The sequence below is a fragment of the Citrobacter sp. MGH103 genome (genome assembly GCF_001034475.2).
Taxonomy (GTDB): Bacteria; Pseudomonadota; Gammaproteobacteria; order Enterobacterales; family Enterobacteriaceae; genus Citrobacter; species Citrobacter freundii.
In genome coordinates, this window is record NZ_CP073044.1 from 101,705 (window position 1) to 125,434 (window position 23,730).

Here is a 23,730-nt window from a genome sequence, read left to right on the forward strand (position 1 = left end):
TTAGATTCCCGGAACAAATCCACATAAGATTGGGATACTGTACTTTTGCTGAAAATAACTTAAGGTTGACCATGTCCGAAACTAAACAGGCGTATTTGATGAAATTTCGTAAGTGCTCTTCATTTGACACACTGGAAAAAGTATTTGAACGACTCTGTGAAAAGAATGTTGGTATAGTTTCACTAGAAATTTCCGGGGCATATGACCATCGAAAAGCTGAACTGACAATGAAAAAACTCTACGATAAAGTCCCCGCCAGTGTATGGACCCTGGTTCGTCAGTAAAATGAAAATCCCGGGAACCATTATACAGCCGACGTTTAACAAAAAGAGGTTTATGAAATCGTCTGTTGAACATATAAATTTATTAAATTATTTATTACCACCTCTGGGAATTAGTTTAATCAGAAAAGTAATAACTTCACTTAAAATGCTTTACTTGCTCTGTTGTGGTAAAACGCATGGGAATTAAACCTTTATTAATTTTAACTCTTCCATTCATCTCCTTTTATTTAAACGCGGCGAGCCTAAACGAGTTCAGTCAAAAACTGGATGAAGGTTACCGTTACGCCTGTAACGCAACTCAGACGGGCAACGCAGAGGTTGCCTCTCTGGCGCTTGAGAACTACAGGGCAAATTTCACTACCTCAGACCCAAAAGTTGGTTTCAGCCAGATAATGAATGATGAAATAAACAAGGTTGTCTCGAATTTTTTCAGAATGGGCATGATCCAGGGGAACACCAGTACTGCGGCCTGCGAGACGCCTTCGGAGTTGCTGAGTCAGACCGCTTTGGCGGTATATTCCCGACAGGAAAAGGCGGCGTTGGCATCGAGCCTTGATGCTGTCCGCTTCACTGAATATGCGGCGCAGGCCTACCCGATTTTTGATTCAATCCGGAGTACAAGCATCAGTGAGGATGAAGTAATTAATCAGATTAATAAAATTGGGAATAATGCAATTATAAATGACAAGAATGCTATTGACGCCAGCAATGCGACAAGTGCGATGAAAAACGTAGTGACTGTACTTTTTTCTGCCCGGAGTGACCCGGAACTTATGCAATTTATGATGGGTTATATTGATCAACACAAACTGCATTGAATGTAGGGTCCAGTATTTATATTAAATCAGCTTTCGTCCTGAAAGTGAGCCCACTGTTGGAATGCTCACTAATTCCGGTTCCGTCCGTATTAATAAGTCTCACTGCTGGTGGAGGGACGGGCAACCGGAAAAGTAGCTTTTTACCAGCATAGAATTGCCATCGCTTTATCCATTTGCCCCTGCCACAGTAATAAAAGCAACTTAAAAACTCATGAAAAAAGACCTCTTATCGAAATGTCATACTGCTTTCGTCCGATATAGTGAATGTCTGTATGCTGCGGGGGAAATAACATGCGAAAGAGCTATACCTATGGGATTCCTTTCGGACTCCATCGCGAAACTGGACGGTATCTGGACATCACGGAAGTAAGCAGAGGGAGTGCATGCAACTGTATCTGCCCCGGGTGTCGTACGGATTTGATCGCCAGGCAGGGTGAGGTCAAACTCTGGCACTATAGCCACACCACGGACCTCTTCGGTGATTGTGACGGCTTGATGGAGGCGATTCGGGGAAAAATTATTGAAGTTGTCCGGGAAAGACATCTTCTCGGTTTCCCGCATCTTCTGGCCGGTTATGAAGGCGGGAAGGTGCCACTTGATGAGGTAAGCGGCAGCGGAAGCATGTTCGGCGCCACGGCAGATCTGTTTGTGAAGGTTAACGACCTCTGTGTCGCCGTGTTTCTTGATACCGATCGCAGCGTGGCCGGGAAGCTGACGTTCGACCATCTCCATCCCTCGGAAATGGTAGCAGCATTACGTATCGATCTGCCGGATATAGAATACGAAATCAGTCAGGTACAACTTGGCAGGCGAGATGGAACCTACAGCGAACGTATCGAGAAAATTATCATTGATGAGACGGAGTCACGAGAGTGGTTGTATCATCCCATGATGCAGGAACTGGGGACTGAACCCCTGAAGGTTTATCAGGGCCGTGAGCCTGCGGAAGCAGGACCACTTCTCCAGCGTCTTTCCGACTGCTACATGAAGCTGCCGGACATCTTACCCCAGAGCATGAATACGCTGATAAGAATGCAGCAGGACACCATCGTTTGTTTGTGTCGGCTCACCGTCAGAGCATCCAATATAGCCCAGACTGATGAATTTCCGCTGTTTATACGTTACTTCCGTCTGCATTGTCTCGACACCAGTGAGCATGTGAATTACGAGAAATTGCTGAACTGGCAGGACATGATCACAAAATCACAGGAAGGGCAGTCGCTAACGATGGAGGAACGGGATTATCTCCAGGAAATCGCCCGTATTGGCCTCTACAACCACCGACTTAAAAGTGTCTGCCTGACGGCCTGCGAAGACAGTAAGGTGGCAACAACTGAAGGACCAACAAATTTCTCATTGCTCTGAAGGGGGCTGGGGAGTTACGGGCCTGGCGGGCATGGAAACGTAAACAAAATCTACTTGCTCGCCTTAAGCAGTAATGGGTTGTTCATTTCTTACATGGTCTCAGAGTACCTATCATGATCAGTCCGGTAATATAAACTGGCACAGCCATCATAACAGCCCAACGCTAATGGACATACATTAGCGTTGGGCTGTTATGGCCGAAAGACTGGATCAGGAGTTCCGGATTTTTGCGCGGTAGGTGTGTTTGATCCTTTCAATCGTGGCAAGAGATGCATTCCAGTAGCGTTCAGCGTCGGGGCGATATTGGTCATCGAAGATGCAAAGATTCAATAATAGTGTAATTAGCGTCTCCTGGCGGCAAAGTCAGTCGGCCGGAACTGGTAAACTGTATTCCACCTCACCCGGGCTGGCGGGCGACTGACGTCTTGCCGGTTCATAGCCGGTGGTCGCGTCTGACAATGCGGTGTCCTGCCGGTAGTGACGCTGGCAGGGAGGTTTGCCAAATATACCCTACAGGGACTTCAGGAATGAATACGTTCGAACAGTTTAAAGCACAGGTCACCCAACATGCCTGTGGACTCGGTCCGGAACAACTGGCCGGGTACTGGGGGCGGTCCACCAGCGGCGAATGTGTTTCGCCATCGTATGAAGTGTTCAGGGGTTATCCGACCCGCCATCCGCTGGCGGAGTTTGTGGAGATGGCTGCATCCCGCAACGGCATCAGGCCGGATGACTACCTGGGTGATTTACTCCGGGGGCCGCATGAGGTTGTCGGCTCCCTGACGGATGACAGCACGTCACCCGCCGCCAGCCTGCCTGTCTATTTCTTCCCGGGTGCCGGGATTTACGCTGCGGCGGTCAGTGATACCGAGGTGCTCGATGTCTGGATGAGCTGGCCTTGCTACCCGGAAAACTGGTGAACATCCGAAACCGGGTTAACCGGCCGGGGATGATTTCCACGACAGCTGGTGCGGACGTGATAACACAATTGCATGTCCTCATCCCTAATGCCCCCTGCCAGACCCTTCCGTGCGGTCAGGCTTCGCCTGATTCCCGATCGGCGCGTATACATCAGGCTATAACTCTTTGTTTTCTTTTTATTTTCTTCCTGTTTACTCGAAATTCGCGGGCGGCCTTGCCAGGGCACAATTGTCAAATACGTGATACTGATGGCTGCACATTGTTAATGTCGGGCACGATGTTTTGTAGTTAACAAGCACTAGTTGGATGAGGACATGCAACTTCATGATGTATCTGACGCTGTTGACTCATGGCAGTCGCCAGTTCAGTTACACCATAAACGTTAGCTTTTAATAAGAGAGGGTTACTATGTTTAGAACTGAGCAAAAGTCAGAGCATTTAGGCCAGGTCATGATGATTGATCCGGAGCTGGTTGGGCAGGGCATAGAGGTTGGACAGGTCGTTGTGTTTGATCTGGGGCACGCCAGCAAAGGCGTTGTGCATTTGATGCGCGAAAGCAAAAAGCGTGATTGTTTTTCCCCTACAACAGAGCGCAAACAGACTTTCAATATGACCGATCAAACTACCAAGGGAGGTTGATACGGGTAAGACGACTGTGGGGCACATCTCACACTGATGATGAGGTCATGCAACCTATTAGTCACCGACTTGGCTGATGTTATGATGTACATCGCTTTCATCTCTTTAGACCGGTCTGAAGTAGAGTCTCAATAATCCGTGAGGAATTCGTTATGAGCCGTGAAGTACCTGCTGGTAGGTTTTTTTGTATGGATGAGTTCCACAATCATCATATGAACGATGATGTCATTCGCGAAAGGCTCCGCTCAATAGACGGTATCCCCGGTGTGAGCTATCAGGTATATGGCGATAATGTTTTCGTGTTCGAGAAACTTGTCCAACTGGTGAAACAGAATGGCCATAACCTGGCAACAGCCTTAGACCTCGTTCCGCAGGCAACAATGACCGCCTCAGAGGCTATTGAGGAGTGGTCGGTCTTCCCGGCGCCATATTCTCGTGAGATCAATAATACCGACCATAGTCAGGCGATCTACCACCCTTATTTCAATGCGTATTTGCCCCGGAAATATCCTGACCGTGACGCCTGTAATGCGGATGCGACCAGATTGCTTCTCGGTAATCCTGTCGAGGGTGAGGGGGATTTTGTCTACCGGGGGCAGTCCATGATCCTTCGCCAGCCCTTTACACTCGACCGTCTTCCCCCACGGCCTGAATGGGATGTGCCGGTGTATGAAAATCCCGGTGCCTACACGCATCTCTGGAACACGGATTTTGTCAGTGGCTTCGCGCCGGTTTCCGAATCTTTGTTTAACGAGGTTAAATCAGCGGAGTGGGAATGGAACCACGCTATCGCCGCGACATGCGCGTACATGGGAAATCCGGAGTGTTTCGCCTCGTTGTGGCCCCGGGCGGGAGAGTTCGGACTGGAGCAGCTGGAGCTCAAATCCAGTGACGTTGACGAACTCGATCCGGAATACCACCAGCAATTCCAGGCTATATACCCGGAGCTGTCCATGTTGTCCCCGGCCGCTATCCAGAGAGCCTATGACGAGTACTGTGAATCGATGTGGGAATACCCTGAGAGGTGCGACGGATTTCTTTATCACCTTATTGGCAGTACCGTCAGTTCGAATGTGTCCCGCGACAACCCGGAAAAAACAGGAAGACTCATCGCACACGCATGGCTGACAGGAGCCTCGGTTGAGGATGCCTATCGTTTTGGCTCAGAGGCTCAGCAGTTCGATACCGCTCTTTCTGGGCTGGCGTATCAGGTATCCGTGGCCATGAAATTTGTTGCCGGTGATTCTGCGGCCGCAGGAAATGAAGGCCATCCGATCAGCACACTTTCCGATACCTTCCGTCAGATGAGAAAAGTAAGTAGTACCCTCCTGACGGCCACACAGAACGGCCGGAAATGATAAGCACTAACCAATATGGATTCTAACAAAAAGCACGATGAATACGTCGACTGGCTCATTGAGCAGGCAGACGATCATGAAATAAATGCCATCAGCTCAGGACTCAGAGATGCGTGGGAACTTTGTACGACCTTTCTGGCCTGTGTTTTGCTCGGCAGTGGGATGGTTCTTGCCTGCTTAAATATCACTCAGTAGGGAAATCTGATGACAACTCAAATTGAAGTTATGACGGTCGCTGAGCTGCATGCTCAACTACAACAGCTGGTGGATGATTGGCTCGGAGATATTCCGGTATGTGCGACAGATCTCCGCGCCCGGTAACGGTACCGGCGGCGACATTTTTCCGGTGAAAACCCAGCAGGACTACCGTGCCGCCTACCGTAAGCTCGAAGCGGATGGATATGCACCGGCCGTTATCGAACAAATGACCACAGGCGCTGCCTACAATCTGGCTTATCCACGAATCCCGTTAAAACGCTCTGAGAACGCCACCAGCGAACGGAAGCGAAAACCTGACGTGGACATTCAGGGAGAGCCTTGCGAGCGCTTTGTGACCCAGCGGAGCGGCGCAGCGCAGACAAAATTCAAGAATCTCCTTGTTGAGAATTTCGCGGGTCGGTGTGCGGTCACGGGATGGGTTAATGGTGGTGTGCTGGTAGCGGCTCATATCGAGCATGGGACGCGCTACAACCCTTCGAACGGCATCCTGGGGTCGGTTCCGGCTGAGGGCGAAATGACACCCTAAGCTTTCGGTTCCTTGGGCCAAAGATATTCGCCAGTCAGTAGAATGTGCGCCCAGCCCAATGGGGATATGTGGGGAAGAAATTCAGGGGGAACATCCAACCCTTCGTTCCGCCGCTCCGTGACGGCATGACCAAGATGGACGGTATTCCAGTAAATGATCACCGCAGTCAATAAATTGAGCCCAGCGATTCGGTAGTGCTGCCCCTCTGTCGTGCGATCGCGAATTTCCCCCTGCCTCCCGATACGGAGCGCATTTTTGAGCGCATGGTGGGCCTCTCCCTTGTTAAGACCGATCTGAGCACGCCGCTGCATGTCCGTATCCAGGATCCACTCAATAATGAAAAGGGTCCGTTCAATACGACCAACTTCACGAAGCGCAACTGCAAGGTTGTTTTGTCGTGGGTAAGAAGCGAGCTTGCGCAGGAGTTGGCTGGGCCTGATTTTGCCAGCGGTCATCGTCGCGGCACAACGGAAAATATCAGGCCAGTTCGCAACGATAAGATCCTCCCGGGCTTTTCCACCTACCAACTTGCGTAACTCCCTGGGGGTCGTATCGGGATTAAATACGTACAACCGCTTCGATGGCAGATCCCTGATTCGCAGAACGAGATTGTAGCCGAGCAGGCTACTGGCTCCGAACAAATGGTCGGTGAATCCTGCTGTATCGGCATACTGTTCGCGAACATGGCGACCGACCTCGTTCATCAGTAGTCCATCGAGAATATACGGTGCCTCGCTCACGGTCGCCGGGATCGACTGACAAGCGAATGGCGCGAACTGGTCGCTTACGTGAGTATACGCTTTGAGGCCGGGAACAGAACCATATTTGGCATTGACCATGTTCATGGCTTCGCCATGCCGCGCTGTCGGGAAAAACTGACCATCGCTCGATGCTGACGTGCCCATCCCCCAGACGCGTGACATCGGCAGTTTACCCTGCGCGGCCACCACAATTGCCAATGCCTGGTTCATGGCTTCGCTTTCAACATGCCAGCGGGCAAGGCGTGAGAGCTGCCAGTAATCATGCGTGTTTGTAGCTTCCGCCATCTTACGCAGGCCCAGATTGAGCCCTTCAGCGAGCAGGACGTTGAGCAGACCGATCCGGTCGCGACATGGAGCCCCGGTTCTCAGATGGGTAAACGCATCTGTGAAACCAAGGGCTGCATCAACTTCAAGCAGCATGTCGGTAATCCGAACGGACGGCATTCGGCGATACAGATCCAGTATGAGTGCCTCGGCACCATCCGGCACGTCTGCTGTCAACCTGTCGATCCGCAACGTTCCATCTTCTATGCTACCGTGCGGAATAGTGCCGTTACGGGCAGCCCGGGCCAGCCGCTTAAGAGCGATCGTGAGTCGCGCCTTTCTGTCTGCCAGCCAATCCTGTGGGTTGGAAGGCACGGCCAGTTTTGCATTTTCCTGCGCCGCGATCATCGGCACCAGTACCTGCTTGAGGTCACCATAGCGGCGCGAATGAGCGAGCCAGACATCTCCGGAACGAAAAGCATCCCGGAGGTGAAAGAGTACCGCCACTTCCCAAAGACGGGTATCTCCTTTTTCCTGAGCTCGTAAATGACGGTTCCATTTGGAGCTGGGCCGCAGGAAACGCCTTTCTGGCGATGCAACACCTTTCATCTCTCCGATCGACAAAGCTGCTGCTACCAATGGTCCGGCGACCGGCGCGGCTTCGAGCTTCAGACAGCGCAACATGCGGGGCGCATAACGACGAAAGCGATGGTATCCCTGCCCGACATATGCAAGAGGCTCATCGGCTAGCGTGTTGCTGAGTTGAGTCCCTGTCGCTACCAGTTGAGCGAGCCGGTCCCATGCAACCGAACTGGCGACAGCCATCTCCAGCGGGGTTCCGTCACTGCGGGCCTCAAGCAACGAAGCTCCCAGCGCGGTGAAGGTACGGATCGTATCCGCGAGTGTGGCTTTAGAGCCGGAAATTGTTTCGTCATGCTGGCGCTTCGCTTCCCGCCAGGTTTTTCCTACGATCCTGTCATGGGTTTCGACTATGGCATCAGCAATCGCCGCTTCCCACTCCACAACACAGACGGCAAGGATCGCCCAGCGGCGGTCCGAAGTGATGTCACGCAAACCGTCGGTGAAGTAGCGTTCACCCTGCCGACGCAGCCGGGCAATGCGATGGGCAGGTATGCTGGCCAAAGCACTATGATTGATATTCAGGGTACGCAGAAATTCGAGCCTGTCGAGCAAACGGTTAGCAGCAGCCGAGTTGTTACCAACCTCGAAGTTGCGAAGCCAGATGAAACGACTGATATTGCCGGCGAGCATTTCACTCAGAAGTTTGTCCAGGTGATCGCGAACATCCGCTGTTAAATTTTCCACAATCCGCGTTTCAATCCGCCGCTCAGCGGCGACCAGAGCATCCGCGCACAAGCGCTCGATTGTCGATACTGCGGGCAGAATGGTGGAAGTTTCCCGACACCGCACAATAAAACGATGAGCAAGATCCTCGTTTGATCTGGCATCTTCGGCCTGGCCGAAAGTCCACTCCCGCAGATCACGGGCACCACGGCCCGTGAAGGTCTTGTAGCCGTAAATTTCGCGCAGCGTGTCCATGTGCTGCTGACGGGTTTGGCGCCGTGTGGCATAAGTGAGAAGCGCATCAGCCGGAACTCCAAGCTGAGCACCGACGAAGGAAAGGATTTCACGCGGGATCATCTCACCAGGAGCCAGTGCACGGCCCGGATATCGTAAGGCACAAAGTTGCAGGGCAAAGCCAATCCTGTTTTCCGGTCTGCGGCGCTGCCTAATGTTTTCCAGGTCATCATCGCCCAGCGTGTAGAACTTCAGTAGCGACAGTTCGTCCGTGGGCAGATCGAACAGCGCTGCTCGCTGCCGTTCGGTGAAAATATGGCGTCGTGACATACAAATTCGTCCCTTTTGAAGTATAGTCTGTTTTGGACAACAGCCAGCCCATATAAATCAGGGCGTTCCGATACAAAAATCCAGGAGGGTTCAATTGGGACATCGTGCCGCCATTTACTGCCGGGTTTCAACAGCGGATCAGTCTTGTGAACGCCAGGAATTTGATCTGCGAGCCTTCGCCGGCCGTGCCGGCTACGACGTGGTGGGAATATTTAAGGAAACAGGTTCAGGAACTAAACTCGACCGGGCCGAGCGAAAGAAAGTCCTGGCGCTTGCCCAGTCCAGACAAATTGATGCAATCCTGGTCACTGAGCTTTCCCGGTGGGGGCGCTCGACGCTCGATCTGCTCAATACGCTACGTGAACTGGAGAACTGGAAGGTTTCCGTGATAGCCATGAATGGAATGGCGTTCGATCTTTCGTCGCCGTATGGACGAATGCTGGCGACGTTTCTTTCCGGCATTGCGGAGTTTGAGCGGGATCTCATCAGCGAGCGGGTCAAGTCAGGCCTTGCTGTTGCGAAGGCACGTGGTAAGAGGCTTGGTCGTCAGGCCGGAGTGCGACCAAAATCAGACCGACTTTTGCCTAAGGTGGTTGCGATGAGGGCCGAGGGACGCAGCTATCGCTGGATCGCACGCGAGCTCGGTATCAGCAAGAATACCGTCGCTGACATCGTGCAACGACACAGAGCTAACGCTTAGGGTGTCATTTCGCCCTCAGCCGGAACCGACCCCAAGGTGGTCTCAGAGAGCGCTCAAGAAGCGGTTTTTCTCGTATGTTTAGCTACGGTGGCCTAGGAGCCTGCGCGGCAGAAGCCAAATCGGCGGAAGATCGAGGACGATACGGGGATGGCTGCCAGTTACCTTCCTTACCGACCCGACCAATCCTATCTGCTGCCCCCTTCTCTGGGAGAGTGGCTACCTGAAGGGCATCTTGCCTACTTCATCAGCGAGACTGTCGATACGCTGGACTTGAGCGCATTCCACGCCCGGTATGCCGGCGGTGGTCCGGGCAATCAGCCGTTTCATCCGGCGATGATGGTCAAAGTGCTGATCTATGGTTACGCGAGCGGCGTCTTCTCTTCGCGCAAACTAGCCAGGAAGCTGTACGAGGATGTCGCGTTGCGTGTGCTGGCCGCTGGAAACTTCCCGGCCCACCGCACGCTGAGTGACTTCCGTGCCCTACACCTGACCGAGCTTGAGAATTTGTTCGTTCAGGTGGTGCAACTGGCGCGCGAATGTGGGCTGGTGAAGCTTGGCACGATCGCGGTCGACGGCACCAAGGTAAAAGCCAACGCCAGCCGCCACAAGGCGATGAGCTATAAGCGCATGAAGCCGGCCGAGGACGAATTGCATTGCGAGATCAAGGCGCTGCTTGATCGCGCCAAGGCTACCGACGACCAGGAGCGTAACGAGCCGGAGCTGGACATTCCTGCCGAGATTTCTCGCCGCGAGAAGCGCCTGGAGGCGATCCAGGCGGCAAAGGCGCGCCTGGAAGCGCGCCAGCGTGAAGCGGACCAGGCCCGGGGGCGCAGCGAAGACGATGGCCGCCGGCCTCGCCATCCGGATGGCTCGGACAAGGGCGGTGGCTCGTACAAACGCGAGTTTGGTGTGCCGGATGACCGTGATCAGGAAAGCTTCACCGATCCGGACAGCCGGATCATGAAACACGCCGGTGGTGGCTCCGAGCAGAGCTACAACGGGTACACAGCGGTCGATGCCGAGCACCAGATCATCGTGGCGGCGGAGTTGACCAACTGCGCCGCGGACAGTCAGGCGCTGCTGGGCATGCTGGCAGCAGTTCAGGCCAACACCGGAGAAATGCCGGCCCAGACGCTGGCGGATGCGGGATTCCGTAGTGAGGCTGTTCTGGCAAAGGTCGCCGATCACCACGGCGATGTCATCGTTGCCCTCGGCCGCGAGGGACGTGAAGATGCCAAGGTCAATGCCAAGACCCATCCGCATACGGCGGCGATTGCGGCGAAATTGAAAACGGAGCAAGGCGATGCAGCTTACCGCCGGCGCAAGTCGATCGTGGAGGCTCCGAATGGTTGGATCAAGGCGGTGATGGGATTGCGTCAGTTCAGCATGAGGGGCCTGGACAAGGTGCAAGCCGAGTGGAAGCTCGTCTGCATGGCGCTAAATCTGAGGCGAATGGCGTATCTGTGAGGGCGAAGGTTAAATGGGGCGGCTCAAATGCACCCCAGTCGTCATAACACGCCGCGCGCCGCAAGATTGGTATCCTTGGCGCCGACGCCTTGCCAATTGCAGAGAGCGCCGCCGCCATCGTCAGTGCTCTACAGAAAACCGGTCACACGGCTCTGCCGCGCAGACTCCTAGCCTAAATGTGACAGTGGTTGGTAATCCATGCCGCCCGCAAGGGCGGCGGTGGTGGGCCAATAGATGATTTTCAGAGCCTTACTGCCCGTTGACGCCCAATCCCTCGAGCGCGAGTCTAGCCGCAGCGGCGATGACGGCCTCGCTGTACTTGTCATCCTTGTTAGGCGCCCGGGTGTAGACGGCCAACACAATAGGTGCGCGCCCAGTGGGCCAGACGACGGCATAGTCATTTGCCGTGCCATACACTCCGCAGGTTCCGGTTTTGTCTCCGACTGCCCAGTCTGCCGGCACCGCCGCGCGGATGCGGTGGTTGCCGGTCGTGTTTCCCTTTAGCCAATCAACAAACTGCTGCCGCTGCGGCGCAGCCAGTGCAGAGCCCAGTGTCAGTTTTTGTAAGCTTTCCGTCACGGCGCGCGGCGATGAGGTATCGCGCGCATCGCCTGGGATGGCGGAGTTCAGCTCCAGCTCCCAGCGGTCCAGACGGAACGTGGTATCGCCGATAGAGCGCATGAAGGCCGTCAGCCCGGCCGGGCCGCCCAACTCCTTCAGCAACAAATTGGCGGCGGCGTTATCACTGTATTGCACGGCGGCCGCGGACAGCTCCGCCACCGTCATGCCTGTTGTCAGATATTTTTCCGAGATGGGTGACCACGGAACCAGCGCATTTTTGCCGTAACGGATGGGTGTGTCCAGCAAGCCGGCCTGCTGCTGGCTGCGAGCCAGCACAGCGGCAGCAAGAAAGCCCTTGAATGAGCTGCACAGTGGGAAGCGCTCCTCAGCGCGGTAACTTACAGTTGCGCCTGAGCCGGTATCCATCGCGTACACACCGATGGAGCCGCCAAAGTCCTGTTCGAGTTTAGCGAATGGTTCCGCGACGAGGTTGGTCAGCGCGGTGGCAGAAAAGCCAGCCAGCGGCCATGAGAGACAAGACAGCAGAACTAGACGGCGATACAGTGACATCAACGATATTCCTTGTTTGAAGGTGGAGCTAGGTGTAGCGGCCGGATGTAATCAGGCCGCTACAGCTGGGATTATCACCGAGCGGCAAGCCGCTCCCTCTCCAGAGGCTGTAACGGCTGTAACTGCCCCGGATGGGCACACATCGGGTTGGTAAGTCCCTGGCACCACAACGTCCAGCGCTATTGAAAAACGAATCAGGTCGGCGTTCATGGGTCGGCCACCTCGCCTGACCTCGGCATCCACGTTACGGACGGCCTCAGGAAGTCCTGGCCAAGCCCCGACTATTGGGGCGCGAAGATAGCACCGAGGGTACGCCGGTGTCAACACCAACTGAAAACTGACCCACTTTACCCCTGAATCACCAAAGTAATACTGACCCACCTGGATCATTCGGGTTTGGAATTTTTCCTGACCACTCCCGCCTTCCTCTTGTCCTTCAAGCGGTAGCTTTCGCCGCTCAGGGTCAGGATATGGGCATGGTGCAGCAGCCGATCCAGCATCGCGGCTGTCAGGGTGGTATCGCCGGCAAACGCGTCGGCCCACTGGCTGAACGGCAGGTTCGAGGTCAGGATCATCGCCCCTTTCTCATAGCGCTTCGCCACCACCTGAAAGAACAGGTTCGCTTCCTCGCGTCCGAAAGGCAGGTAGCCGATCTCATCGATCACCAGCAGCCGTGGACCGAGGATGGCGCGGTTGAAGTATTCCTTCAGCCGCCCTTGTCGCTGCGCCGTGCTCAGTTGCAGCATCAGGTCGGCTGCCGTGATGAAGCGTGTCTTGACCCCGGCTTGCGCGGCCTTGTAACCCAAGGCGATGGCGAGGTGGGTCTTGCCGATGCCAGAGGGTCCGATCAGCACCACGTTCTCGGCCCGTTCGACAAACGCCAGACTGCCCAGCTCCTGCACCAGTGCCTTGGGCACGCCGGGGTTGAAGCTGAAGTCATAGTCCTCCAGGGTCTTGATGCCCGGGAAGCAAGCCATCCGCGTCAGCAGTTCGCGGCTGCGCTGCTGGCGACACCCCGCTTCATGCCGCAACAGGTGTTCCAGGAAGTCGGTGAAGCTGAAGTCCTCGCGCACCGCCTGCTGCGCCAGGACGGGGTAATGCGTTGCCACCCGTTCGAGTTTGAGTTGCTGGCACAGGGCGTCGATCCGCTCATGCTGGAGGTTCATCGGCAGGCCTCCCCAATTGCGTCATAGACAGACAGTGGGTGCTGGAGAGATTCCAGTGGTACCGGGCGGAGACTGTTATCCAGCAGGGGGGCCTCGTCGCGCCGCACACGGGATGGCAAGGGTTGCAGGTGTTCCCGCTCCTGCCGCCAACGGTCGATGGGGCGCTCGTTCAGGGTGGCGTGGACCCGCACATTCGCCTCGTCTGCCAACCAGTCACGGACGCGTCGGTTGGCAGCAGCACAATCGAGCAGCAGCCCCGTGCCCTTCATCCGGGTCAGCAACGGGTTGTAGAAGCTCTCGCGGAAGTAGCGATTGAAGCGCTCGACCTTGCCTTTGGTCTGGGCCCGATACGGGCGACACAGCCGGATCCGGAACCCCAGGTCATCGGCCAGTTGAAGCAAGCCGGGGTGAAAACGGTGCTTGCCGTCACCGTAGGCATCGCGTTCCAGCACCACGGTCTTCATGTTGTCGAACAACACCTCGCGGGGCACACCGCCCAGATAGTCAAAAGCCAGCAACAGGGAGTCCCGCACGGACTCGAAGGATTCGTCCGGTACGAAGGTGACAAACGTCATGCGGCTGTATCCCAGCGTGGCGACGAAGGCCGACATGGGGGATCTGGCCCGGCGCAAGACCACGAAATCAGCCTGCAACTGCCGTCCGGGCTCGGTCTCGAAACGGACGGCCGGACCTGCTTCGCGGCGGGCGGGCTTGAGCGTGGCGAGGAAGGCGCGCAATAACGAGAGACCGCCGCCATACCCTTGAGCGCGGATTTCCCGATTCAGGACGGTGGCAGGCAGCCAGATGGGGTGGGCCTGCTCGACCCGTTGCCGCAGATAAGATTCAAATGGCCCCAGTTTGGTGGGGCGTGGTTCACGGGGCTGGTATCGCGCTACCGACGGATCGCGGAGGTAGCGGCGCACGGTATTGCGCGAGACCCCCAACGTGCGGGCGATGTGCCGGATGGAGTGGCCCTGTCGGGCAAGAACTCTGATTTCCACGGTTTGCTCCTGGGTCAACATCGACGGCCTCGAAAAGGCCGCCAAACTAGCCCAGGTGGATCAGTTTTACTTCGCTGGGGTGGGTCAGTTTTACACTGCTGCTAACACGGAACCGCTGAAAATTCCGTCACTCCAGTTCCAGGCCTGCGACGATCGCATCGAGATCGATCGTCTTGCCGCTGCTTTGAAAGGTGTAGTGCCCGTTGAGCAGGATGTGCCGCCATGCCGCAGGCGAAATTTTTGTGATGAGTGCCAGCGCCTTGCTGTTGCCGGCCGCCTCGTACTTGGTCACCAGCCGCGACAAGATTGCCGAGTTGTAGAAAATGATCGTGTTGGCGATCAGCCGTGCGCACTGGTTGCTGATCTCGATTTCAATGTCGGTGCGACCGGTCAGTTCCTTCTTACCGCCGACCTGGGCAATGGCCGAGCGTAGCTGATGGTAGGACTCGAGGCGATTTTGCGAGCGGTGCACGTTGCGTTCCAGTTGCGGATCGCGCAGGTAGCGAAGCGTGTAGATGCTGCGGATGAGCTTGTCGAACTCGAAGATCGCGCGCCGCGTCGGGTTCGTCGTGGTGTAGGTGCACAGCTTGCGGATCAGCGTGCCCTGCGTCATTTCCTTCAGCCCGAGTGTGGCGACGATCCGGTCGATGTTCGGCTTCTCGCGATGGATGAGATCGCAGTCGATTTTCCCGACTGGCCGAATCAGGCACGCCTGATACTGTGCTGGATCGTCAGCGCAGTAGAGTTCTTTCAATTGCGCGTTGAGGTCGGTGAAGCGCGGCTCGAACCGCCGGCCAAACCAATGCAGGATGGCGAAGTTGGCCTTGTTGACGCTGTGCATGTCGCCGGTGATCGCGGTCGGCATGATGTCCGACGTGTTGCGATACCAGATGTCGAACACGTGGTGGGCCTCGTAGTCGTGCGCGCCGATCAGGTAGCCGTTGAGCGGGATGTGGTTGCACAGCAGCGTGTAGGCGACCACGCCCTTGCCGCGCCCGAAGTACTTGCGCGAATAGCGCGCCTTCACGGTCGGCCGTTCGACGCTGAATTTCTGCCCGTCGACGGCACCGTACAGCGTTTCGAGGTCGAACGAGTAGTATGGGAAGATCGGTAGCGTGGCGATGGCGTTGCTGATGCAGTCGTTGGCCGCGTGCAGCGTTGCCTGGCGCAGGTACTGCTGGTAGCCGCTATCCAGCACGTGGTACGGGATGTCGCTGGTGCGCGCCATGACGTGGTTGCCGTGGTTCATCGCTTGCGCGATGATGACCGCCATCAGGCTGTCAGCGTCGGCGACCTTCTTCGCGTAGCGCGGCTGCATGGGCGTGAACGCCGACAGAAACTTGCACTCGTCGTTGACGAAGCGAAACACGTCGGCCACGTCGCAGAACGGAAGCTTCTCGTAGAATGCCTTTTCGCGCGCTTTCTCATTCTCGCTCTTGGGCTTGCGCCAGGTCAGTTTCTGCGTGTCCTTGTTGTATTCGAGGTGCGTCAGCTTGCCCTGTTTCAGCTCGCGGTTGAACGCCAGCCACTGCGTGCGCAGTTCGGCAGTCAGCGCATCGAGTTGGGCATGGACGGGTTGCTGCAGGAAGGGGATCTCCATTTTTGCGAGCACATCGATCTTCCTGTCCATCTCAACCAGTTCATCTGAGAAGTGCCGGTGTTGCAGGCTGTCGTCGAGGTAGAGTTCACCCGATTGGAGACGCTTCCTGATCTGGCGGTACAGCCAGAACTCGTAGCGGTCAGCGTGCAGGCCGGTTGGTTTACCGTCGGCGTCGAAGGTCAGCAGGTACGGCCGCAAGCGTTTCGGAAGTGTCGCCGCGGGCCACTCGTCGAGTGGCCGTTGCGACAGCCGCTGCTGCTTGGCAAAAACACCTTTGGCCCAGGCCAGCGCGGCAAGCCATGGACTGTCTGGATTGGAGCCGGAGAGGTCGAGCGCAACGTACAGTGGACGAAGATGGCGGCGCATGCGGTCGGCCAGCCCGTCCACCGCCTGCCACTGCAAGGCCAGCTTGCTCGCCGGCTTCACGCTCATACGCTGCGCCGTGGTTTGCAGCGTATCGCGAGGCATGATCTTGTAGGCGCGCTGCCGCACCTCGCCGAAGGGCGTGGGATCGGCCACGCTATCATCAACGTAGAGTGACAGCAGGCGGCCTACCCGCGGCGTTTCCTGCTGACGGCGCACCTGCTCGTCGGCAAAGGATTGTTTGGCACCAGCGCTGCTTTCGTCCTCCAACTGCTTCATGTGGTACGCCATCGCATCGACCAGGTTGTCGGAGAGCTGCCGGTAGCGTACCCAGGCATAGCACAGCAGGTAGAGTTGGGTCTGATCGGCCTTCAGATTGCGCAGGTCGTGGACGGTGTAGAAGTTTGCCAGGCTCGCGTAGTACAGCAGGTTCTGCTGCGAGACGTCGAGTTTAGGCAGCAGTGTCTTGGCGATTGCGTGCAGCGGCTCCAGCGTGGCGCGCTTTTCGCGCTCGCGGACCATCTGGCGCCAGCCGAAATTCTTGGCGTCCTGCTTGAGCGCCGCCAGTTGCGACAGGGTGTCATCACGGACCAGAAGCTGGCTCAGCGCGGCCTTGGCAGATTCGTCCAACGCTTGCTCCAGCAGATTGCCCAGGCGCCGGCGCTCGGCGGATAGCGTTTCGCTGACCAACTCTTGCAAGGTCGTATAGCCGGGCCGGATAATCTTGTGCTCATTGAGCCAGACGATCAGCTCGGCGGCGACGAACCCCGGCGTTACGTCACGCCGCACGGTCCGTGCGGCCTGCTGCTCGAGCTGCGGCAGGAAGGCGGCCGACCACGGCCAGTAGCCGAATAGTTTGGCGATCTGCTCGCGCTGGGTGTAGCGTTCATGCTTGGTGATCGCCTTGGGTTCGAACACCTCGCCGTGGAAATAGCGGCTCAGCACGAAAGCGCAATCGTCCTCGACTTCGTCCCAGTCGAAACTGAAGAAGGCATGCTTGGCCTTGAAGTAGCCGATCTGCAAGAGGCAATAGACCTTGGCATGAAGACTGGGCCGGCTGTTGGCAAGCGCCAACTCGGTTTCTGTCACAGCCAGATATTCCAGCTGCTGCGCATCATCGAACTCCGGCAGGCCATACAAGGCCTCCTGTTCGGCGTCGGATAGGACGCTGAGTAGCTTGTTCTTCTTGCTCATGGCCCGTTCTTGCTATCTTGAGGTTTCGTAGAAACATGGGGCATTTTCGATTCTACTGAAATAATCGTTATTATCGCGTTACTCGCTTTTCGAATCGCAACCTGTCCATATGAAAACGGGCCAGACTACGGCTTCGAGTTCTACCCCAGTCGGCTTTCCCGATGCGGATTCGCTGGCTGCCTTGCGCGGCTGGTACGCGGGACTCAGCTCTCGCGCGGCCGTTGAACACTACCTGGCGGCACGCAAGGCCGCCGGTCAATCAGCGCGAGGGATGCTGGGGCATATCCGCCGCCAGCTCATCGTTTTCGCCAACAGCCGCCACCGGCCGGATCTGGCCGACGTGTTCCAGCACGCCCCCGAAGAGCGACAGGGGCGCGCGGGTGCCGTCGAACGCGCGATCCGGCTCTTGCCCACGCTGCCGGCGCCGAAGCCCCAGATCAGCGACAGCATCGACCAGTGGCTGTCTCCGAGGACCGTCAGGGCACTGCAGGCGTACGGTATCCACACCCTCTCGGCGCTGACCGTGCGCATTCCCCGCCGGCGTGGCTGGTGGAAAGCCATCGAGGGACTCGGCATGACAGGCGCCCGGCAGGTCGAGGCTTTCTTTGCCGCACATCCGCAGCTCACCGAGCGCGCCCGGGCCCTGATCCCGATTATTCAGCCCAGCGGCATCGTGCCGTGGGAGCAGTTGCGTCTGCCGAACGAAGTCGACGGCTCGCAGGGCAATTTCCGGGCCCCGCGCAACGCTTGCACGCTGAATGCGACCAACGACTACGAGGCCGTGCAGGCCTGGCTGGCGCTGCACGAGACTGTCGCCACACAGCGCGCCTATCGCAAGGAGGCTGCGCGGCTAATCCTGTGGGCCATCGTCGAACGCGGACGGGCGCTATCATCCCTGACCACGGACGATGCAATCGCGTACCGGGCCTTTGTCCGGCACCCGACCCCGCGCGAGCGTTGGGTGGGGCCACCTCGACCACGCGATTCGGTGGAATGGCGCCCCTTCTCGGGCGGCTTGTCCGCACGCTCGGCAGCGTATGCGCTGACGGTGCTCTCGGCGCTGTTCCGGTGGCTCATCGAGCAGCGCTATGTGCTGGCCAACCCTTTCGCCGGCGTCAAGGTACGCGGTCACGCCTTGCGGCCCGCACTGGATACGGCGCGAGGCTTTACCGAGGGAGAATGGCTACTGCTGCGCGCCATTGCAGACGGCCTGGAATGGTCCTACGGCTGGTCCGAGCCGGCAGCACAACGCCTGCGCTTCATGCTCGACTTCGGCTATGCCACGGGCCTGCGCGCTAGCGAACTGGTCGGCGCCGTCCTGGGTAATGTCCGCCTCGACGAGCACGGTGACCACTGGCTGCATTTGGTTGGCAAAGGTGGCAAACCAGGTAAGGTGGCCTTGCCGCCGCTCGCGTATACGGCGCTGGACCAATACTTGGCACAGCGTCAACTGCCAGTCAGCCGGGAACGGTGGAATCCGAAAACGCCCCTGGTGGGCAGTCTTGGGGAAGACGGTAATGCCGGCATCACCGGCCCTCACCTTTGGTGCGTGTTGCGAAGATTCTTTACGCAAGCCGCTGAGGCCATTGAGGCCGATCATCCGGTCGCCGCCGAAAAGCTGCGCCGTGCCACGCCTCATTGGATGCGTCACAGTCATGCCAGCCATGCGTTGGCCCGGGGAGCTCAGCTCACCGCGGTGCGCGACAACCTACGCCATGCGTCGATCGCCACGACGTCGATGTATTTGCATGGCGATGAGCTCGAGCGCGCCAGGCAGATGCGGCAGGCTTTTGGCGCTCGTCACGTCAAGCGAGGAGTCGACTGAATTTTCATCATACGGAATGACGGAATTTTCTGGGATTCCCGCTTAGAACCCCAGAACGTCCAATGCATCATCCAGCGCCAGCGTTTCCCATGCAAGGACAAAGGCAACCAGAACCGCCATCCTTTTCTGCGGTGACATCCTGGCAATATTGAACACCGAAGTCATACCAGCATAACGTGCGAGATTTTTCAGGCGCACAGCCGGGAGTGTACTCAGGTTTTCAGCATGCAGGCCAAAATCGTTCAGAGTTTTCCAGCGTTCAATTGCTTCATTAAACGCCGGACCACTGATGGTCACAGGGCCCTTTTTCAGTGATTCCAGTAAAGACAGGCGGCTGCAATCAGTTGGCCCCAGCAGCATCTCCAGCTGTGAACGCTGTTCGGCTGACGGTATCAGTGCCAGTTTGTTCCACAGGCGCAACGTCGCCTTTTCCCTTACCTCTGAAATCAACCGGGTCAGCGTAGTGGCTCCGGGGAGAATAATACGATGTTGCATAAGCCACCCTGTCGCCAGATCGAAAAGCAGGCCAGGACGTTCGTTGCTTATCCAGCTCCGGGTATATAAAAGACGGGTAAGGCGAAATGTCCAGGGCCAGGCAAATTCACGATACTGATAGTGCTGACGTATCAGCGCTGCATGCTCACGGCGGGTATTTTCCCTCTGACCGTATTCTGCAAGAACGGTGATATCACGAATCCCGAGCTGTCTGGCGGTAAAATGCCGGACGCCGGAAGGAATATGATTCATATCGGTGAGGAAGGTGCCCAGAAAACGGACACATCCAATTTGCAGGGCAATGCCCAGACGGTTGTGATCACCTCTGCTTTTTCCGATAAATTCCTTGTCTGCTTCATCAAGGTGAAAATATCGTGCCAGCTGAAGCTCATCCGGTTCACCGGTGAATCTGCCATAGCTTTCAGTCTGCTCAGTGGTCAGAAAGTCAACGGGCATATCGGCCTCCCTGCCTGACGGGCATTTAGTAACATTTTTCCAACCGTACGAAATGTTATAAATTATCAGACATAGTAAAACGGCTTCGTTTGAGTGTCCATTAAATCGTCATTTTGGCATAATAGACACATCGTGTCTGATATTCGATTTAAGGTACATTTTTATGCGAATTTTTGGTTATGCGCGGGTCTCAACCAGCCAGCAGTCCCTCGATATTCAGATCAGAGCGCTCAAAGATGCAGGGGTAAAAGCTAACCGCATCTTTACCGACAAGGCATCCGGCAGTTCAACAGATCGGGAAGGGCTGGATTTGCTGAGGATGAAGGTGGAGGAAGGTGATGTCATTCTGGTGAAGAAGCTCGACCGTCTTGGCCGCGACACCGCCGACATGATCCAACTGATAAAAGAGTTTGATGCTCAGGGTGTAGCGGTTCGGTTTATTGACGACGGGATCAGTACCGACGGTGATATGGGGCAAATGGTGGTCACCATCCTGTCGGCTGTGGCACAGGCTGAACGCCGGAGGATCCTAGAGCGCACGAATGAGGGCCGACAGGAAGCAAAGCTGAAAGGAATCAAATTTGGCCGCAGGCGTACCGTGGACAGGAACGTCGTGCTGACGCTTCATCAGAAGGGCACTGGTGCAACGGAAATTGCTCATCAGCTCAGTATTGCCCGCTCCACGGTTTATAAAATTCTTGAAGACGAAAGGGCCTCGTGATACGCCTATTTTTATAGGTTAATGTCATGATAATAATGGTTTCTTAGACGTCAGGTGGCACTTTTCGGGGAAATGTGCGCGGAACCCCTATTTGTTTATTTTTCTAAATACATTCAAATATGTATCCGCTCATGAGACAATAACCCTGATAAATGCTTCAATAATATTGAAAAAGGAAGAGTATGAGTATTCAACATTTCCAAACAAAGTTAGGCATCACAAAGTACAGCATCGTGACCAACAGCAACGATTCCGTCACACTGCGCCTCATGACTGAGCATGACCTTGCGATGCTCTATGAGTGGCTAAATCGATCTCATATCGTCGAGTGGTGGGGCGGAGAAGAAGCACGCCCGACACTTGCTGACGTACAGGAACAGTACTTGCCAAGCGTTTTAGCGCAAGAGTCCGTCACTCCATACATTGCAATGCTGAATGGAGAGCCGATTGGGTATGCCCAGTCGTACGTTGCTCTTGGAAGCGGGGACGGATGGTGGGAAGAAGAAACCGATCCAGGAGTACGCGGAATAGACCAGTCACTGGCGAATGCATCACAACTGGGCAAAGGCTTGGGAACCAAGCTGGTTCGAGCTCTGGTTGAGTTGCTGTTCAATGATCCCGAGGTCACCAAGATCCAAACGGACCCGTCGCCGAGCAACTTGCGAGCGATCCGATGCTACGAGAAAGCGGGGTTTGAGAGGCAAGGTACCGTAACCACCCCAGATGGTCCAGCCGTGTACATGGTTCAAACACGCCAGGCATTCGAGCGAACACGCAGTGTTGCCTAACCCTTCCATCGAGGGGGACGTCCAAGGGCTGGCGCCCTTGGCCGCCCCTCATGTCAAACGTTAAACATCATGAGGGAAGCGGTGATCGCCGAAGTATCGACTCAACTATCAGAGGTAGTTGGCGTCATCGAGCGCCATCTCGAACCGACGTTGCTGGCCGTACATTTGTACGGCTCCGCAGTGGATGGCGGCCTGAAGCCACACAGTGATATTGATTTGCTGGTTACGGTGACCGTAAGGCTTGATGAAACAACGCGGCGAGCTTTGATCAACGACCTTTTGGAAACTTCGGCTTCCCCTGGAGAGAGCGAGATTCTCCGCGCTGTAGAAGTCACCATTGTTGTGCACGACGACATCATTCCGTGGCGTTATCCAGCTAAGCGCGAACTGCAATTTGGAGAATGGCAGCGCAATGACATTCTTGCAGGTATCTTCGAGCCAGCCACGATCGACATTGATCTGGCTATCTTGCTGACAAAAGCAAGAGAACATAGCGTTGCCTTGGTAGGTCCAGCGGCGGAGGAACTCTTTGATCCGGTTCCTGAACAGGATCTATTTGAGGCGCTAAATGAAACCTTAACGCTATGGAACTCGCCGCCCGACTGGGCTGGCGATGAGCGAAATGTAGTGCTTACGTTGTCCCGCATTTGGTACAGCGCAGTAACCGGCAAAATCGCGCCGAAGGATGTCGCTGCCGACTGGGCAATGGAGCGCCTGCCGGCCCAGTATCAGCCCGTCATACTTGAAGCTAGGCAGGCTTATCTTGGACAAGAAGATCGCTTGGCCTCGCGCGCAGATCAGTTGGAAGAATTTGTTCACTACGTGAAAGGCGAGATCACCAAGGTAGTCGGCAAATAATGTCTAAAACAAAGTTATGCACCTATTAAGCGCACAGCGGAGCAATGAAGGATACCTTGATGAAAAAAATTTTGCTGCTGCATATGTTGGTGTTCGTTTCCGCCACTCTCCCAATCAGTTCCGTGGCTTCTGATGAGGTTGAAACGCTTAAATGCACCATCATCGCAGACGCCATTACCGGAAATACCTTATATGAGACCGGAGAATGTGCCCGTCGTGTGTCTCCGTGCTCGTCTTTTAAACTTCCATTGGCAATCATGGGGTTTGATAGTGGAATCTTGCAGTCGCCAAAATCACCTACGTGGGAATTGAAGCCGGAATACAACCCGTCTCCGAGAGATCGCACATACAAACAAGTCTATCCGGCGCTATGGCAAAGCGACTCTGTTGTCTGGTTCTCGCAGCAATTAACAAGCCGTCTGGGAGTTGATCGGTTCACGGAATACGTAAAGAAATTTGAGTACGGTAATCAAGATGTTTCCGGTGACTCGGGGAAGCATAACGGCTTGACCCAGTCATGGCTGATGTCGTCGCTCACCATATCTCCCAAGGAGCAAATTCAGTTTCTTCTACGCTTTGTCGCGCATAAGCTGCCTGTATCCGAAGCGGCTTATGACATGGCGTATGCCACAATCCCGCAGTACCAGGCAGCCGAAGGATGGGCTGTACATGGAAAAAGCGGCAGCGGCTGGCTTCGGGACAATAACGGCAAGATAAATGAAAGTCGTCCGCAGGGCTGGTTCGTGGGCTGGGCTGAAAAAAACGGACGGCAAGTTGTTTTCGCCCGATTGGAAATAGGAAAGGAAAAGTCCGATATTCCCGGCGGGTCTAAAGCACGAGAGGATATTCTCGTGGAATTACCCGTGTTGATGGGTAACAAATGATATGTGGCGTCATCGAGAGCAGATGCATAACCCTGCGCTCGAGCGGACCTCGCGCAT

General features: G+C 55.8%; 20 protein-coding genes and 1 pseudogene. 15 read left to right on the forward strand and 6 right to left on the reverse strand.

Features of this window, described 5'->3' with window-relative positions; translation table 11 throughout:
- The first annotated feature begins 71 nt into the window (after positions 1-71).
- From SK33_RS24190 to SK33_RS24225, 8 genes are all read left to right on the forward strand, one after another.
- A complete protein-coding gene (locus SK33_RS24190) occupies positions 72-284 on the forward strand; it encodes an Hha/YmoA family nucleoid-associated regulatory protein (RefSeq protein WP_022652191.1) in 213 nt (70 codons plus the stop codon).
- Between the two features lie 176 nt (positions 285-460).
- Complete coding sequence (locus SK33_RS24195) at positions 461-1,102, forward strand: hypothetical protein (RefSeq protein ID WP_015063153.1); 642 nt, start codon at positions 461-463, stop codon at positions 1,100-1,102.
- A 291-nt stretch (positions 1,103-1,393) separates the two neighbouring features.
- The gene (locus SK33_RS24200) at positions 1,394-2,467 is read left to right on the forward strand and encodes a competence protein CoiA family protein (RefSeq protein ID WP_022652192.1); all 1,074 of its coding nucleotides are present in this window, start codon (positions 1,394-1,396) and stop codon (positions 2,465-2,467) included.
- A gap of 527 nt (positions 2,468-2,994) precedes the next feature.
- Entirely contained in the window at positions 2,995-3,387 is a 393-nt protein-coding gene (locus SK33_RS24205; RefSeq protein ID WP_022652193.1) for a hypothetical protein, read from the forward strand.
- Positions 3,388-3,796: 409 nt separating this feature from the next.
- Positions 3,797-4,027, forward strand: a complete 231-nt coding sequence (locus SK33_RS24210; protein WP_022652194.1) for a hypothetical protein — start codon at positions 3,797-3,799, stop codon at positions 4,025-4,027.
- A gap of 152 nt (positions 4,028-4,179) precedes the next feature.
- Complete coding sequence (locus tag SK33_RS24215; protein WP_015063155.1) at positions 4,180-5,385, forward strand: hypothetical protein; 1,206 nt, start codon at positions 4,180-4,182, stop codon at positions 5,383-5,385.
- A 15-nt stretch (positions 5,386-5,400) separates the two neighbouring features.
- The gene (locus tag SK33_RS24220) at positions 5,401-5,580 is read left to right on the forward strand and encodes a hypothetical protein (RefSeq protein WP_032610397.1); all 180 of its coding nucleotides are present in this window, start codon (positions 5,401-5,403) and stop codon (positions 5,578-5,580) included.
- Positions 5,581-5,629: 49 nt separating this feature from the next.
- Positions 5,630-6,130, forward strand: a complete 501-nt coding sequence (locus SK33_RS24225) for a hypothetical protein (protein ID WP_228745493.1) — start codon at positions 5,630-5,632, stop codon at positions 6,128-6,130.
- Here the strand turns inward: SK33_RS24225 and SK33_RS24230 are convergent.
- On the reverse strand, positions 6,127-9,024 hold the full coding sequence (locus SK33_RS24230) for a Tn3-like element Tn5403 family transposase (protein WP_004206881.1): 2,898 nt from the start codon (positions 9,022-9,024) through the stop codon (positions 6,127-6,129). The genes SK33_RS24225 and SK33_RS24230 overlap by 4 nt on opposite strands.
- A 94-nt stretch (positions 9,025-9,118) precedes the next feature.
- On the opposite strand from SK33_RS24230, the gene SK33_RS24235 reads away from it, so the two are divergent.
- Positions 9,119-9,724: a recombinase family protein gene (locus SK33_RS24235; RefSeq protein WP_000509966.1), complete on the forward strand. Its 606-nt coding sequence runs from the start codon at positions 9,119-9,121 to the stop codon at positions 9,722-9,724.
- A gap of 147 nt (positions 9,725-9,871) precedes the next feature.
- Positions 9,872-11,191, forward strand: a complete 1,320-nt coding sequence (locus tag SK33_RS24240; RefSeq protein ID WP_004152397.1) for an IS1182-like element ISKpn6 family transposase — start codon at positions 9,872-9,874, stop codon at positions 11,189-11,191.
- A gap of 249 nt (positions 11,192-11,440) precedes the next feature.
- Here the strand turns inward: SK33_RS24240 and SK33_RS24245 are convergent, their stop codons facing one another.
- The 4 genes from SK33_RS24245 to tnpA form a co-directional block, all read right to left on the reverse strand.
- Positions 11,441-12,322 (reverse strand): carbapenem-hydrolyzing class A beta-lactamase KPC-3, encoded by an 882-nt coding sequence (locus tag SK33_RS24245; RefSeq protein ID WP_004152396.1) that lies wholly within the window; start codon positions 12,320-12,322, stop codon positions 11,441-11,443.
- A gap of 386 nt (positions 12,323-12,708) precedes the next feature.
- Positions 12,709-13,488 (reverse strand): IS21-like element ISKpn7 family helper ATPase IstB, encoded by a 780-nt coding sequence (gene istB / locus SK33_RS24250; RefSeq protein WP_004152394.1) that lies wholly within the window; start codon positions 13,486-13,488, stop codon positions 12,709-12,711.
- Complete coding sequence (istA, locus tag SK33_RS24255) at positions 13,485-14,510, reverse strand: IS21 family transposase (protein WP_004199214.1); 1,026 nt, start codon at positions 14,508-14,510, stop codon at positions 13,485-13,487. Before istA ends, istB begins: the two co-directional genes overlap by 4 nt.
- 106 nt (positions 14,511-14,616) lie before the next feature.
- The gene (gene tnpA, locus SK33_RS24260) at positions 14,617-17,646 is read right to left on the reverse strand and encodes a Tn3-like element Tn4401 family transposase (RefSeq protein WP_004152392.1); all 3,030 of its coding nucleotides are present in this window, start codon (positions 17,644-17,646) and stop codon (positions 14,617-14,619) included.
- A gap of 109 nt (positions 17,647-17,755) precedes the next feature.
- Here tnpA and tnpR point away from each other — a divergent pair, with 109 nt between their 5' ends.
- Positions 17,756-19,471, forward strand: coding sequence for a Tn3-like element Tn4401 family resolvase TnpR (gene tnpR / locus SK33_RS24265; RefSeq protein WP_004152391.1), 1,716 nt, complete (start codon positions 17,756-17,758; stop codon positions 19,469-19,471).
- A gap of 51 nt (positions 19,472-19,522) precedes the next feature.
- Here tnpR and SK33_RS24270 read toward each other — a convergent pair.
- A pseudogene (locus SK33_RS24270) lies at positions 19,523-20,422 on the reverse strand (DUF4158 domain-containing protein); the annotation flags it as partial.
- Between the two features lie 163 nt (positions 20,423-20,585).
- On the opposite strand from SK33_RS24270, the gene SK33_RS24275 reads away from it, so the two are divergent.
- The 4 genes from SK33_RS24275 (at position 20,586) to SK33_RS24290 (ending at position 23,673) form a co-directional block, all read left to right on the forward strand.
- The gene (locus SK33_RS24275; protein WP_001217881.1) at positions 20,586-21,143 is read left to right on the forward strand and encodes a recombinase family protein; all 558 of its coding nucleotides are present in this window, start codon (positions 20,586-20,588) and stop codon (positions 21,141-21,143) included.
- A 233-nt stretch (positions 21,144-21,376) separates the two neighbouring features.
- Positions 21,377-21,931 (forward strand): aminoglycoside N-acetyltransferase AAC(6')-Ib', encoded by a 555-nt coding sequence (locus SK33_RS24280; RefSeq protein WP_014454105.1) that lies wholly within the window; start codon positions 21,377-21,379, stop codon positions 21,929-21,931.
- Between the two features lie 69 nt (positions 21,932-22,000).
- The gene (gene aadA1 / locus SK33_RS24285) at positions 22,001-22,789 is read left to right on the forward strand and encodes an ANT(3'')-Ia family aminoglycoside nucleotidyltransferase AadA1 (protein WP_001206315.1); all 789 of its coding nucleotides are present in this window, start codon (positions 22,001-22,003) and stop codon (positions 22,787-22,789) included.
- 59 nt (positions 22,790-22,848) lie between these two features.
- Positions 22,849-23,673, forward strand: coding sequence for an oxacillin-hydrolyzing class D beta-lactamase OXA-9 (locus SK33_RS24290; protein ID WP_000722315.1), 825 nt, complete (start codon positions 22,849-22,851; stop codon positions 23,671-23,673).
- Positions 23,674-23,730: the final 57 nt, after the last annotated feature.

Bases quoted from the DNA above. Each gene is read 5' to 3' on its own strand.
- SK33_RS24190 (WP_022652191.1), top strand. From the start codon at position 72: ATGTCCGAAACTAAACAGGCGTATTTGATGAAATTTCGTAAGTGCTCT.
- SK33_RS24195 (WP_015063153.1), top strand. From the start codon at position 461: ATGGGAATTAAACCTTTATTAATTTTAACTCTTCCATTCATCTCCTTT.
- SK33_RS24200 (WP_022652192.1), top strand. From the start codon at position 1,394: ATGCGAAAGAGCTATACCTATGGGATTCCTTTCGGACTCCATCGCGAA.
- SK33_RS24205 (WP_022652193.1), top strand. From the start codon at position 2,995: ATGAATACGTTCGAACAGTTTAAAGCACAGGTCACCCAACATGCCTGT.
- SK33_RS24210 (WP_022652194.1), top strand. From the start codon at position 3,797: ATGTTTAGAACTGAGCAAAAGTCAGAGCATTTAGGCCAGGTCATGATG.
- SK33_RS24215 (WP_015063155.1), top strand. From the start codon at position 4,180: ATGAGCCGTGAAGTACCTGCTGGTAGGTTTTTTTGTATGGATGAGTTC.
- SK33_RS24220 (WP_032610397.1), top strand. From the start codon at position 5,401: ATGGATTCTAACAAAAAGCACGATGAATACGTCGACTGGCTCATTGAG.
- SK33_RS24225 (WP_228745493.1), top strand. From the start codon at position 5,630: ATGCTCAACTACAACAGCTGGTGGATGATTGGCTCGGAGATATTCCGG.
- SK33_RS24230 (WP_004206881.1), bottom strand. From the start codon at position 9,024: ATGTCACGACGCCATATTTTCACCGAACGGCAGCGAGCAGCGCTGTTC.
- SK33_RS24240 (WP_004152397.1), top strand. From the start codon at position 9,872: ATGGCTGCCAGTTACCTTCCTTACCGACCCGACCAATCCTATCTGCTG.
- SK33_RS24245 (WP_004152396.1), bottom strand. From the start codon at position 12,322: ATGTCACTGTATCGCCGTCTAGTTCTGCTGTCTTGTCTCTCATGGCCG.
- istB (WP_004152394.1), bottom strand. From the start codon at position 13,488: ATGAACCTCCAGCATGAGCGGATCGACGCCCTGTGCCAGCAACTCAAA.
- istA (WP_004199214.1), bottom strand. From the start codon at position 14,510: ATGTTGACCCAGGAGCAAACCGTGGAAATCAGAGTTCTTGCCCGACAG.
- tnpA (WP_004152392.1), bottom strand. From the start codon at position 17,646: ATGAGCAAGAAGAACAAGCTACTCAGCGTCCTATCCGACGCCGAACAG.
- tnpR (WP_004152391.1), top strand. From the start codon at position 17,756: ATGAAAACGGGCCAGACTACGGCTTCGAGTTCTACCCCAGTCGGCTTT.
- SK33_RS24275 (WP_001217881.1), top strand. From the start codon at position 20,586: ATGCGAATTTTTGGTTATGCGCGGGTCTCAACCAGCCAGCAGTCCCTC.
- aadA1 (WP_001206315.1), top strand. From the start codon at position 22,001: ATGAGGGAAGCGGTGATCGCCGAAGTATCGACTCAACTATCAGAGGTA.
- SK33_RS24290 (WP_000722315.1), top strand. From the start codon at position 22,849: ATGAAAAAAATTTTGCTGCTGCATATGTTGGTGTTCGTTTCCGCCACT.